This window comes from Ideonella sp. B508-1 (assembly GCF_000333615.1).
Classification (GTDB): Bacteria; Pseudomonadota; Gammaproteobacteria; order Burkholderiales; family Burkholderiaceae_C; genus Ideonella.
In genome coordinates, this window is record NZ_BADL01000292.1 from 1 (window position 1) to 12,091 (window position 12,091).

The 12,091-nt window shown below is 65.1% G+C and carries 16 protein-coding genes; 6 read left to right on the forward strand and 10 right to left on the reverse strand.

The window, feature by feature from the left end; all coding sequences use genetic code 11:
- A partial coding sequence (gene pbpC, locus I73_RS12425; protein WP_022980902.1) for a penicillin-binding protein 1C occupies positions 1 to 1,799 on the forward strand: 1,799 nt, incomplete at its 5' end.
- 1 nt (position 1,800) lies between these two features.
- Here pbpC and I73_RS31635 read toward each other — a convergent pair.
- Together I73_RS31635 and I73_RS12430 are read right to left on the reverse strand one after the other, a co-directional pair.
- Positions 1,801 to 3,321, reverse strand: coding sequence for an ATP-binding protein (locus tag I73_RS31635; RefSeq protein WP_083876701.1), 1,521 nt, complete (start codon positions 3,319 to 3,321; stop codon positions 1,801 to 1,803).
- A 382-nt stretch (positions 3,322 to 3,703) separates the two neighbouring features.
- Positions 3,704 to 4,033, reverse strand: a complete 330-nt coding sequence (locus tag I73_RS12430; RefSeq protein ID WP_022980903.1) for a low molecular weight protein tyrosine phosphatase family protein — start codon at positions 4,031 to 4,033, stop codon at positions 3,704 to 3,706.
- A gap of 173 nt (positions 4,034 to 4,206) precedes the next feature.
- On the opposite strand from I73_RS12430, the gene I73_RS12435 reads away from it, so the two are divergent.
- Complete coding sequence (locus I73_RS12435; RefSeq protein ID WP_022980904.1) at positions 4,207 to 4,698, forward strand: hypothetical protein; 492 nt, start codon at positions 4,207 to 4,209, stop codon at positions 4,696 to 4,698.
- Positions 4,699 to 4,722: 24 nt separating this feature from the next.
- Positions 4,723 to 5,100, forward strand: a complete 378-nt coding sequence (locus tag I73_RS12440; RefSeq protein ID WP_022980905.1) for a VOC family protein — start codon at positions 4,723 to 4,725, stop codon at positions 5,098 to 5,100.
- Positions 5,101 to 5,103: 3 nt separating this feature from the next.
- Here I73_RS12440 and I73_RS12445 read toward each other — a convergent pair whose 3' ends face one another.
- Positions 5,104 to 5,502 carry a hypothetical protein gene (locus I73_RS12445; protein ID WP_148289785.1) on the reverse strand — a complete coding sequence of 133 codons (399 nt, stop codon included), beginning with the start codon at positions 5,500 to 5,502 and terminating at the stop codon, positions 5,104 to 5,106.
- Positions 5,503 to 5,585: 83 nt separating this feature from the next.
- On the opposite strand from I73_RS12445, the gene I73_RS12450 reads away from it, so the two are divergent.
- Positions 5,586 to 6,203, forward strand: a complete 618-nt coding sequence (locus I73_RS12450; RefSeq protein WP_022980907.1) for a TetR/AcrR family transcriptional regulator — start codon at positions 5,586 to 5,588, stop codon at positions 6,201 to 6,203.
- 79 nt (positions 6,204 to 6,282) lie between these two features.
- Positions 6,283 to 7,206, forward strand: a complete 924-nt coding sequence (locus I73_RS12455; RefSeq protein WP_051049195.1) for an alpha/beta fold hydrolase — start codon at positions 6,283 to 6,285, stop codon at positions 7,204 to 7,206.
- An 11-nt stretch (positions 7,207 to 7,217) separates the two neighbouring features.
- On the opposite strand, the gene I73_RS12460 is transcribed toward I73_RS12455, so the two are convergent.
- Positions 7,218 to 8,129 carry an AraC family transcriptional regulator gene (locus I73_RS12460; RefSeq protein WP_022980909.1) on the reverse strand — a complete coding sequence of 304 codons (912 nt, stop codon included), beginning with the start codon at positions 8,127 to 8,129 and terminating at the stop codon, positions 7,218 to 7,220.
- A gap of 165 nt (positions 8,130 to 8,294) precedes the next feature.
- Between I73_RS12460 and I73_RS12465 the strand changes: the two genes are divergently transcribed.
- Entirely contained in the window at positions 8,295 to 9,032 is a 738-nt protein-coding gene (locus I73_RS12465) for an SDR family oxidoreductase (RefSeq protein WP_022980910.1), read from the forward strand.
- A 23-nt stretch (positions 9,033 to 9,055) separates the two neighbouring features.
- Here I73_RS12465 and I73_RS12470 read toward each other — a convergent pair whose 3' ends face one another.
- The 6 genes from I73_RS12470 to I73_RS12495 form a co-directional block, all read right to left on the reverse strand.
- Positions 9,056 to 9,352 carry a hypothetical protein gene (locus I73_RS12470; RefSeq protein ID WP_022980911.1) on the reverse strand — a complete coding sequence of 99 codons (297 nt, stop codon included), beginning with the start codon at positions 9,350 to 9,352 and terminating at the stop codon, positions 9,056 to 9,058.
- Positions 9,353 to 9,618: 266 nt separating this feature from the next.
- On the reverse strand, positions 9,619 to 10,014 hold the full coding sequence (locus tag I73_RS12475) for a GNAT family N-acetyltransferase (RefSeq protein ID WP_022980912.1): 396 nt from the start codon (positions 10,012 to 10,014) through the stop codon (positions 9,619 to 9,621).
- A 38-nt stretch (positions 10,015 to 10,052) separates the two neighbouring features.
- Positions 10,053 to 10,379, reverse strand: coding sequence for a type II toxin-antitoxin system RelE/ParE family toxin (locus I73_RS12480; RefSeq protein WP_022980913.1), 327 nt, complete (start codon positions 10,377 to 10,379; stop codon positions 10,053 to 10,055).
- The gene (locus tag I73_RS12485; protein ID WP_022980914.1) at positions 10,376 to 10,660 is read right to left on the reverse strand and encodes a YlcI/YnfO family protein; all 285 of its coding nucleotides are present in this window, start codon (positions 10,658 to 10,660) and stop codon (positions 10,376 to 10,378) included. Before I73_RS12485 ends, I73_RS12480 begins: the two co-directional genes overlap by 4 nt.
- Before the next feature lie 38 nt (positions 10,661 to 10,698).
- On the reverse strand, positions 10,699 to 11,202 hold the full coding sequence (locus I73_RS12490; protein ID WP_022980915.1) for a hypothetical protein: 504 nt from the start codon (positions 11,200 to 11,202) through the stop codon (positions 10,699 to 10,701).
- A gap of 73 nt (positions 11,203 to 11,275) precedes the next feature.
- Positions 11,276 to 12,091, reverse strand: an 816-nt coding sequence (locus I73_RS12495) for a LysR family transcriptional regulator (RefSeq protein ID WP_026096658.1), incomplete at its 5' end; no start/stop codon positions are given.

The following is a 12,091-nucleotide window of genomic DNA, read 5'->3' on the forward strand; positions in this document are numbered from 1 at the left end:
CGCCCGGTGCCGCCCCCAACCCCGCGCTGGAAGCCGCCCGCCAGCGCCTGTGGGCGCTCTGGCGCGCGCGCCACCCCGGCGAGGCCGACGCCCACCTGCCCCCGCTGGCCGCCCTCAGCCGCGGCCAGCTGCCCTTCGAAGCCCCGCACCTCACCGACATGCTGCTGGCCCAGGCTCGCCAGGCCAGCGCGCGCGACAACCCCGTGCTGGAAGACGACGGCAGCATCCACACCACGCTGGACCTGCCCATGCAGCGCACCCTGGAACGCGTGATGGCCGGCTACCTCAAGGGCCGGGCCGGTGTGGGCATCCGCAACGCCAGCGCCCTGCTGCTGGACGCATCCACCATGGAAGTGCGCGCCGTCGTTGGCTCGGCCAACTACCGGGACGAAGCCATCGCCGGCCAGGTCAACGGCACCCTGGGCAAGCGCTCGCCCGGCTCCACCCTCAAGCCCTTCATCTACGCCCTGGGGCTGGACCAAGGCCTGTTGCACCCCCGCACCCTGCTGAAGGACGCGCCCACCGCCTTCGGCCCCTTCACGCCGGAGAACTTCGACGGCCAGTTCATGGGCCCCGTGGCCGCGCAGGACGCGCTCATCCGCAGCCGCAACATCCCCGCCGTCTCCCTGGCCGCGCGGCTCACCCAGCCCAACCTCTACCAGTTTCTGCAGCTCAACCACATCAGCCGCCTGGAAAGCGAAGCCCACTACGGCCTGGCCCTGGTGCTGGGCGGTGGGGAGGTGACGCCCGAAGAACTGGCCCGCCTCTACGCCCTGCTGCCCAACGGCGGGGTGGCCCGCCCGCTGAGCTACCTGCGCCCGCCGCCGCAAGGCCCCTGCGCCGCACTGCCCGAAGAAGCCGCCGCCCCGCCGCGCCTGCTCAGCCCCGAAGCCGCCTTCATCACCCTGGACATGCTGCGCCAGACGCCCCGGCCCGACACCGGCGCCCCCGCCCAGCCCGCCATCGCCTGGAAGACGGGCACGTCCTGGGGCTTTCGGGACGCGTGGACGGCCGGCGTCTTCGGCCGCCACGTGCTGGTGGTGTGGGTGGGCGAATTTGACGGCAGCGGCAACCCCGCCTTCATCGGCATTGACGCCGCGGCCCCGCTCTTTCTGCGCATGGTGGACGCCCTGCGCGCCCAGCGCCTGGACCCGGGCGAACTGCCTCAGCCCCAGCCCGCCAACCTGCGCCGCGTGGAGGTGTGCACCAGCACCGGCGCCCCGCCGGACGCCCTGTGCCCCGCGCGCACCACCACCTGGTTCATTGCCGGCAAGTCGCCCATCCAGCCCAGCCACCTGCACCGCGCCCTGTGGGTGGACGCACAGACCGGCCAGGTGCTGTGCGGCCCCCAGGCCGCCAGCGCCCCGCACGCCAAAGAAGTGGTGGTGGAACAGTGGGGCAGCGACATGCAGCGCCTGTTCAAACAAGCCGGCCTGCCCCGCCGCACCCTGGACGACAGCGCCTGCCGCAATGGCGCCAGCTCAGCCGGCAGCACCCTCGGCCCAGTGCCCGACGCCACCGGCGCCGACGCCCCCACCATCACCTCGCCCCTGCGGGCCGTGCGTTACCTGCTCAACCCCCGCAAACCCCAGCCCCTGCTGCTGCGCGCCGACGCCGCGGCCGGCGTCAAAACCCTGTACTGGTTTGCCAACGACAGCCTGCTGGGCCGCACCGCCCCCGGCGAAAGCCTGCCCTGGCTGCCCCCCCAACCCGGCGACTACAGCCTGCGGGTGGTGGATGAGGTGGGAAGGGTGGATGTGAGGGGGGTGAGGGTGGAGGGGCAGGAGAGCCTTCGCTAATTTATAGCCCTTTGATGAAGAGTCGCATCGCCTGAATTGACTCACAAAGCTCTTGGGGCGTGAAAGGCGCGTTGTGGGTGTTCTCCGGGTGATGGATCTGATGCCGAATGTACTCGGTTAATGGAATTTCTTGATGCTCTGTAGATCCGTTTTTGCGGATTTTCATATATTTTCTCAGGGGTCTTCCATTCTTGTAGTCGGACAAGCGGCCCTCCGCTTCAATGTACCCATATAGTTCGTTGTGATATTCGTGGGTTGCTTCACCGAAGGCGGCGAAATTTACTTCGTTCAGGCTAGGGTATGGTAATTCGCTTCGTTGAACTCTTGATATTTTTTCTGTTTGGTTGTTTGTTACCAGAACGATATCTTCGAATTTGAGTCTTTTTACGATCTCTGGGCTATGGGTGGTGAGAATTACTTGTGTATTTCTGGTCTTGGACAGCGCGATGAGCGCATCCGTAAGGCCGCGCTGATGATCGGGGTGTTGTGATGTTTCCGGCTCTTCAATCGCGTAGATGATGTTTGGAAGGTTCGATTCAGCCTGCCTTCTCTCAGCCTCGGCGCGGAAGAAGCTGATTAGTACGAGGCGCTTAACTCCGCTTCCTCTTTTATTTATGGGGATGTCGTCGTCGCCAGATATGGAGACTCCCTTGAAAACGTCCGCCCATTTTAGGTTGGCAGGATCCGGGATGTTGGGGTCAAGGGATTTTGCGATATCTGGATTCAGCTCGTTGAGTTTGGCAAGGGTTCTTTCTGCAACAGTCTCCAGTCGACCCTTCACGATTTCTGCGATATTGCTAAGTTCGCGCTGAATCGATGTCTCGCTAAGTATTTCCTTGACCGCGATTCTCATCGGGTCCTGTACCTCGTCATCTGAGTCGGTGTTCTTTCTATCCGATTGAAATAGCGTGTACAAGGGCATGTATCCCTTGAGTTGCTCCCAGACGTTCTTGCTGTCAATTTTTGCGATTTCAATCTCGCTTTCTTCCAGCTGGAGAATACTCTGATTTCCCCAGATCGCCTTCCTAATCTCCGCGCTTTTCGTTCTGTCGGGGCATTCGATCTTTTGATCGTCAAGGATTTTCCTAAGGTCTGAGATCTTCTTGAGCAAAAGATCCCTGCATTCTTTATTGGCCGGGTGGTGTGCTTTTATAAAAACCTTCTCTTTGCCTGCTGATGGGTATCTCTTGAGGATCTTGAGTGTGCCTTCGAGAGTCAATAAAAACTCCTCTCGGAGAGAGGTCTCGTTTGTTGCATCGATGATTAATTTATCGGGCAAGTCTGTGAACTCGACTTCGATTTCAATATCTTCATTCCCAGCCTCTACGCACTTTTTATTAATGTCCTCTTTGTCAATCTTAATGCAGCCCTTGCCTTCGTTGAAGAATATGTCCAGAGCTTCAAGAAATGTTGATTTCCCGATATCGTTTCGGCCAATCAAGACGCATAAGTCATCCATCTCGACTCGAACGGGAGTGTCGTAACCACGGAAGCGGTTTAGGCGAACAGATTTGATCTTCATAATTCTGACATTCTCTAGTGGGTTAATATTTAGGGCGTAAGTATTATTTGGGGTGCGGTTGCAAATTCGGACGAATTCTTAGGCTGCCGTTGGTTTATGAAAAGTTCTTAGGGAATGACTGGGCTAACAGTGCCCGGCAGCACAGCACCCACGCCAACCGATGCGGTGGCAATGGCCGTGGTGGTTGGCCAGCTCAGCAGGGGTTTGGATGGCGGTTCTGCCGCAGGGGCCGCAGCGGGGGCGGCCAAAGAGTTTTCTTCTGTCATGCCCGGTTTCTTTCGGGCTCAGTTTGCGCGTGTATCGAATTGCAAACGAGGGGGTGCATCCTCTCTCGGGAGGATGAATCACCCAGGGGCTGTCAGGGTTTCCTTTTGGCGGAGCCTCAACCCTTCGGCAAATGCCGCGTCACCCTGGCGCGCAGCAGCGCCACCAGCGCCGGGTCCATGTAGCGGTAGCGGTCTGGAATGCCCAGGCACACCACCGTCTTGCCGGTCAGCTGCGGGCGAAAGCGCGCTTTCAGCCGCGCCTGGTGGTCGCGCTCCATCACAAAGATCAGGTCGGCCCAATCCATCAGTTCCGCCGTCAGCGGGTTTTCGGCGTCATGGTTCAGGCCGGCCGACAGGCATTCCACGCCCGGCGCGTCGGCAAACACCGCCTCGGCGGTGGGGCTGCGCCACTGGTTGCGGCTGCAGATGAAGAGGATGTTGGTCAAGCTGAAGACGAGTGCGTGAGTTTGGCTTGCTGGGTCCGCGGCGCCTGCTGGGCAACGGGAGTAGCCTACATTCGGGCCTGCCTGCCTGCGCAGCGCAGAACGAGTAAGCAAACAACATGGTCGATCCAAGAGATGCCCTGTTCCGACAGCTTCATCAAGAGTGCTTGAAGCCCATGGGGTTCCGCAAGACGGCGCGCAGAAGCCAGCGAACGACGGCGCAGGGCCTGGTGCAAACCGTGGTGTTGGAGTCCGGTCCACGCTCTCCCTACTCACCCTATCGGTTCGACATCGAGCTGCGTGTCACGCACCCCGAGCTGCCGCCCAATCGCTGTTTGATCAACCTGGGGTGCTGCAAACACATCGAGGGTCAGCAGCGCTGGGTCGTTGGCGTCGACGATGGCCCAGAAGTGTGGGGCCGCATCCTGTCAGTGCTGCGGGAGAAGGCACCGCATCTGCTTGCCCGCATGGCCTCGGTTGAAGGCTTGACGGCGATGTTCGAGGAGATCAGCTCCGTCTGGTACTACGAGAGCCAGGCCTGGTGCCTGGAACGATTGGGCTTTCATGATCAAGCGGTGTCCGTGATTCAACGCGCCATCGAACAGGCGCCGCACGAAGGGTTCCGCGAAGCAGCCGAGCGCAAGCTCGCGCAGTACCAAGTACCGTAGGACGGTTTGATCCTCCAACAAGCCATGCTCCACCACCTCTCGCTCGCCGTCTCCAACCTGCAACTCAGCGGCGCCTTCTACGACGCCGCGCTGGGCGCCCTGGGCTATCGGCGTGTGTTTGAAGACGACACGGCCATTGGCTACGGGGTGGAGGACGGGCAGGACAAGCTTTGCCTGAAGCTGCGCACGCCGGTCATCGCGCCGGGACCGGGCTTTCATGTGGCTTTTGCGGCGCCCAGCCGCGCGGCGGTGGACCGCTTCCACGCCGCCGCGCTGGCGGTGGGCGGGCAGTGCAACGGCGCGCCGGGCCTGCGGCCGCACTACGGGCCCCACTACTACGCAGCCTTTCTCATCGACCCGGATGGGCATGCCATTGAGGCGGTGATCAACGAACCCAATTAGCAGTCAGTTGGCAGGCAGCACCAGCCTGCCAATGGACATCAGACCCTGCGCATCCACCTCGCGGCATTCCTGCCAGGTGCGAGGGCCCACCGGGCTGCGCATGGGGAGGAACGTCGCGGCCCCAAGCAGCGGCGTGAAGGCAACGTGCGAATCGCTGGGCACTGCGGTGTAAAAAAAGCGTCGCTCTCCGGCCTGGAAGGTCACGGTCAAGCCACTGTCGCTGGCTTGCGCCTGGCCCGCCACCACCCCCTTGAGCTCATAGCTGCCCGGCGCCACGGACACGGCTGTGTACGTCTCGGCCGGCAAGACCGCCACCTGGCGATCACCCAGGTACACGGTGACTTCACCGGGGTCGTGCGGAGCGCGCATCAGATAAGCAATGGCTTGCCCGGGGGGCGACATGGAGCGAATGTAGTTTCTGGTTTCGCTGGCGGCCTGGGGTCGTACATTTGATATTTGGAACTAATGTGTTCCATAATCGCCGCATGCCTGCATCCCTGCCCAAGCCCTCTGCCCCACGCGGCCGGCCGCGCGAGTTCGATTACGACGAAGCGGTGGACCAGCTGGTGGATGTCTTCCGGCAGCGCGGCTACACCGGCACGGCCATCACCGATCTGATGGCCGGCACCGGGCTGACGCGGGGCAGTTTCTACAAGGCCTTCGTCGACAAGCCCTCGGCCTTTGCGCTGGCCTTTGAGCGCTATGTGGCCCGCGGCCAGCGCGTGCTGGCCGACATCGTGAACGGCCCCGGCACGGGCAAGGAACGTCTGCGGCAGGTGCTGCAGCACTACCTGGGCCAGGCCACCGGCCCGCAGGGTCGGCTGGGCTGCCTGGTGGTGGCCACCGCGGCAGAGGCCACGGTGATCGACCGGGACGCCGCGCAGCGCGTCGATCAGGCCCTGTCGCATGTGCAGGGGCTGTTCAAGACGCTGGTCCAGGCCGGTGTGGCCGATGGCTCGCTGCCGCACACGCTGGATGCCGACGCCACGGCGGCGGCGCTGCTGTGCCTGGTGCAGGGCTTTCGGGTGGCGGGCAAGAGCCCCGCGCTGCGCAAGCGCCTGGGGGCCAGCCTGGTGGACGCGGGCATGAAGCTGCTGGACTGACGCGGCCGGCACGCTGCCACAACGCGGGCGGGCAACCGCCCATTTCTTTGATGATTTAGGAACTGAAATGATCCAAAACATGGAACTCTACGCCACAGCCACCCAGGGCGACACGGTGCACGGCCTGGGCCCGGCCTTCCGCCACGGCATGGCCACGGTGCGCGGCGTGCGCCTGCACTACGTGGAAGGGGGTCATGGCCGTCCGCTGCTGCTCATTCCCGGTTGGCCGCAGAGCTGGTACGCCTGGCGCGACGTGATGCCCGCGCTGGCGGCGGCCGGCCACCGCGTCATTGCGGTGGACCCGCGTGGCATGGGCGATTCGGACCACCCGCCCACCGGCTACGACACGGCCACCGTGGCGGCCGATCTGCATGCCCTGGTGCAGCACCTGGGCCTGACCGACGACGGCCCCATCGACGTGGTGGGCCACGACGTGGGCGGGTGGATTGCCTTTGCCTACGCGGCGGACTGGCCGGCCGACGTGCGCCGCCTGGGTCTGATGGAGGCGGCGCTGCTGGGGGTGTCACCGCCCCCGCCGGCCGGCATTCCGTCGGATGCGGTGAACGTGCGCACCTGGCACTTCGCCTTCAACCGCCTGCCCGATCTGCCGGAGATGCTGGTGGCAGGCCGCGAGCGCGAATACCTGGGCTGGCTGTTCGCCCAGCGCGCCGCCAAGCCCTGGGTGTTCACGCCCCAGGTGCTGGACGAATACACCCGCGTCTACACCCAGCCGGGCGGCGCCCGCACCGCCTTTGCCTACTACCGCGCAGGCGCCAGCGAAGAAGCCCTGGCCCAGAACCGCCAGCGTGCGGCGCGGGGCCTGCCCATGCCGGTGCTGGCCATCGGCGGTGAGCTGAGCGTGGGCGCGGCGCTGAAGGACACCCTGCGCCCCCTGGCGCCCCAGCTGCAGGGCGAAGTCATCCCGGCCTGCGGCCACTTCGTGATGGAGGAATGCCCGGACGCCGTGCTGGCCCAGTTGCTGCCGTTTCTGGCGGGGGCTTGAGCGCGCTGCGCCTAAGCGCGTCGCAAGGCCTCGACATCACGCATCGGTGGCGCGCCGAACAGGCGTGCGTACTCGCGACTGAACTGCGACACGCTTTGATAGCCCACCCGATAGGCGGCGCTCGCGGCATCCATGCCGCCTGCCAACAGCAGCCCCCGCGCTTCCGTGAGTCGAAGCCGTTTCTGGTACTGAAGCGGACTCAGTGCGGTCACGGCCTTGAAGTGCTGATGGAACGACGACGGGCTCATGTTTGCATGGGATGCGAGCTCCTCCACGCGAATCGGCTCCGCATAGTGCGTGCGCATGCGCCGGATGATCTGCCCCATCTTGTGCATGTTGCTGCCCGCGATCGCCATCTGCGCAATCGCCGACCCGTACGGACCCCGCAGCAATCGATAGTGGAACTCGCGCAGCGCCAGTGGGGCCAGCACGGCAATGTCATGGGGCGCGTCGAGCAGCCGGGCCAATCGCAGCACCGCCTCGAGCGTCAGGTCGTCTAGATCGCCGACGAACAGGCCGCGCGACGTCTCGCCGCGTGACCCGCCCGCGTCACCCGATTGCGCGACCAGATCCGCGATGGTGTGCATGTCGAGGTCGATCGCGAGGCAAAGGTACGGTGCCTCGGGGCTCGCGACCAGCACCTGGCCCCACAAGGGCAAGTCGACCGACACCGCGAGGAACTGTGCTGGCGCGTAACGGTAGATCTCGTTTTCAAGCAATACCTGCTTCTCGCCCTGCACGATGACGCAGATGCAGGGCTTGTACACATGCGGCAGCTCCATGTCTGGCGCCGACACACGGATGCACTGCAGACCGTCGATGGCGACGGGGTGCATGCCGTCTGTCCCATTGGAGTTTTTGACGATCAGCCGGCCCAGCTCGGCCAGTCGGTCCCGACTCGGCGCATTGATTGGCTTGTCCATGGGCCGGGACGATACGCGTCGACGCGGTCCGCCTCAATCGTCCGACGCCAGGATTTGGAGGATCCGGCAATCACGCAGCAGCTTCGTGTATTCCAAGGGCGGCCCCCCGGACCGATGCTCTCTCCATCGCGAAAGCGACCCACCCAACACGGAGAGTTCTCACCCATGAAGAGCAGCAAAGTCGTCCTCATCACCGGTGCCAGCAGCGGCATCGGCGAAGCCACCGCCCGCACGCTGGGCGCCGCTGGGCATACGGTCATCCTCGGTGCGCGGCGCACGGATCGTCTCGAAAAGATAGCCGCCGAGATTCGTGCCGCCGGCGGCACCGCGGAATTCCGCCCCCTCGACGTCGTCAACCGCGCCGACGTTGCGGCTTTCGCGAACTTCGCCAAGGACAAGTTCGGCCGTGTCGACGTCATCTTCAACAACGCCGGTGTGATGCCGGTGTCGCCGATGCGTGCGCTCAAGGTCGAGGAGTGGGATGCCATCGTCGACATCAACATCAAGGGCGTACTCAACGGCATCGCGGCCGTGCTCCCCATCATGGAAGCGCAGGGCAGCGGCCACATCTTGAGCACCGCGTCCACGGGAGCGCACGCGGTCGGTGCCCAGTTCGGCGTGTACTGCGCGAGCAAGTATGCGGTGCGCGCGATCATGGAAGGATTGCGGCAGGAGACGACAGAGATTCGTGTGACGACCATCTCCCCTGGCGTCACGACCTCGGAGCTTGGCCACGACATCTCCGTCGACGACACAAAAGCGGCTGTGGACCAACTGCGCAGCGTCGCACTCGATGCCAAGGCGATCGCCCATGCGGTGCTCTATGCGATCGACCAGCCCGCGGACGTGGACGTCAACGAGATGATCATCCGCACGGTGCGCAGCGCCGGCCACGCATTCTGATCATGCTGTGATCCTGGGGGCGCTCATGCCTCGTCCAACGCGTCGAGCGCCTCACGCAGCTTCTGGATCCTGGCCAGGAGGTCCTCCGCGCCCTTCCAGCGCTGCACCTGCTTCACCACGTCCTCCACGCTGTTTCGCTTCAGCACCTTGATCTCTCGGGTCATGGTCACCAGCTGGTCCAGCTCCTTCAGGTGCTTGGCCGCGTCGGCAAACACCGCCTCGGCGGTGGGGGTGGCTGTTTCGCTGCCTCGACGAAGACGCCTCTGGCGGCTTGTCGGCAGCGCTTTTGCCGTGTTCGCCACCTTGTTGGCTTTGCTCATGGCGTTGATGTGGTGCAGCCCGCATCACTTCCTGGCCGCTGCAGGCTTTGTGTCCATGGCGCTGGCCAGCGCGTGGTCATGGTGGCAGGCTCGGCCTGTGTGAACAGGTTTGATCGTCCATGCTCAGCCACCTCTCGCTTGCAGCGTCCAACCTGCAACTCGGCGGAGCATGCCCATGCCGGTGCTGGCCATCGGTGAGGAACTGAGCGTGGGCCCAGCTGCTGCCGTTTCTGGCGGGGCCTTGAGCGCCTTGCCGCGCAGCGAACCTAGTGGCGCTTGCCAGGCCGCTCCATGGCGACCTCGGATGCCGTAAACCCCAGCTTCTCGTAGAAGGCCGACACCCCCGTGCGGCCGGCGCGCAGCACCCAGGTCATGCGCTCGTTGTCGCCCATCGCGGTTTGCACCAGTGCCGAGCCGATGCCGCGACCTCGGTGCTCGCTGTCCACCACGACCATCGAGATGTAGCCATTGAACAGCCCATCGCTGACGGCTCGGAGGAAGCCGATGACCCGTGCTTGCTCAACCGCCACCAGGGCCACGTGCGAGCGAGCCACCAGCTCGCGGAAGACAGCGGGGTCCTCCACACGCGGCCCCCAGCCATTGGCGGCCAGGAGCAGGCGGGCCGGTTCGATTTCCTCGGGCAGGATGGGGCGGATCTGCATGGGTCTCATGGGCTGGGTTGAGATCGCGCCTGTCGGCCTCAAGGCCGATAGTCTTCTTCGCGCTGGTGCCGTGCGGCGCCGACGATGACCTCATGGCCGACCACCTCAAAAAGCAGCACATAGCCGGTGCCGCCGAAGGGAATGATCAGTTCGCGCGATTGGCCGTTGCCCAGCTCGGCCTTGCGGCAGGAGAAGGGCGACCAGGTCAGCAGGCGCAGGCCTTCGCGAATGGCGTCCAGCGCGCGTTGGGGCGATGTCCAGTCCGGCGTTTCGCTGGCCAGTTCGCGCTCGATGGCGAAGTCCTCCAGCCGGCGCAGGTCCGCCACAGCGGAGTCCAGCAGCCGGACGGTGTAGCTGGCCGTCACCGGCGAGCGCGCCCGGCGGCCTGCGCCTTGGCCTCATCCAGGCGTTGCTGCAGATCGGCCATGACCGCGTCTGCCGTCTGGCCGCCGCCTTCCTGCTTCCACTGGCGGATGGCGGCTTCGCCCCGGGCCACGAACTCGCCCTGGGCGCGGCGCCACGCCGCAGCGGCCACCACGGCTTCTTCGATGAACTGGGTGAGCGATTCACCCTCGCGCAGCACGGCTTCAACTTCGGCCCGAACCTTGGGTTCGACGCGGATGGGGGGGAAGGTGGCAGAGCGCATCGGGAAAGTGTATAGCAGATGTGATGCGGCCGGTGCACTCAGCCCTCGTCCAGCGCGTCGAGTGCCTCACGCAGCTTCTGGATGTTGGCCTCGAAGTCGCCGTCGTCTTTCCACTTCTTCACCATGGCCACCACCTCATCCGCGGTGTACCGCTTGGCTTTGAGCTTGGCGATCCTCCTGGCCATGGCCAAATAGTCCTTCAGCGCGTCTTCCTCTTCTTCTCCAACGAACTCGCCCTTGTGCTTTTCCAGGTACGGCGTGAGCACTTCCATGATGCGCCCCAGCTGTCGTCCATAGCTGTACTCGCGGCCAATGCGCTTTTCGGTCTGCGGGTGAGAGGTCCCCGCGATGTTGTAGTTGACCAGCCCCACCTGCCCGACGATCTCGCCCCAGGTCTTGATCCATTGGGTGACGTCACCCGAAAGGGGCCAGCGGTTTCCTTTCAGCAGCGCAATCTGCCAGGCCAGCCAGGCCTGGCCCAGGTCGGCCAAGGTCTTGGGGCTGTGTTGGGAAGAGTCCTGCTGCGTGTTGGTGGTCGCCATGGTGCCGCTCCGGGCTGGGGCCCACGGGCGTGGGCGCTGCCCGCCATCGTGCATGAGGTCGACGCTCACGCCATCAGCAGTTCGAAGGGGGCAGTGTTTCCCGGCAGACGGCCAGCACCAGGCCGCGCAGCCAGCGGTGGCCCGGGTCCCGCTCCTGTCGGGGGTGCCACATCTGGGAGATGACGATGGGCTCGGTGCTCACCGGCAGGGCAAAGGCCACCAGGGCGTCTTGCCGGGTGAAGAAGGACGCGGGCACCAGGGCCACCAGGTCTGTTGCCGCGGCAATGGACAGCGCGGCGCGGAAGCTGGGCACCATGGCCGCCACGGTGCGGCGCAGGCCGCGTTCGGCCAGGGCGTCGTCCACCGGCCCGGCGCCATGGCCCCGGCGCGAGGCCACGATGTGGTTGCAGGCAGCGTAGCGCTCGGGGGTGAGGGGGCCGCCTTGCAGCAGCGGGTGGCCCGGGCGCACGGCGCCCACGAAGTGGTCGCGGTAGATGGCCTGCACCCGCACCTCGGGCCCGGCGGCGGGGCCCAGCACGCCCAGGTCCAGGTCGATCAGGCCTTCGCGCAGGGGGCGCACGTCCTTGTCGGGCTTGGGCGCAAAGCGCAGGCGCACGCCGGGCGCCTCGCGGGCGGCGCGGGCCACCAGGGCGGGGGCAAAGGCTTCGATGAAGCCGTCGTTGGCGCGCAGGGTGAAGGTACGTTCCAGCGTGGCCAGGTTCCAGTCCTCCCCCGCGGGCTGCAGCACGGCGCGGGCGTCGCGGGCCAGGGCTTGCACCTGTTCGCGCAGGGCCAGGGCGTGCGGGGTGAGCACCATGGCGCGGCCGGCGCGCACCAGCAATGGGTCGCCGGTGGCGGCGCGCAGGCGGGCCAGGGTGCGGCTCATGGC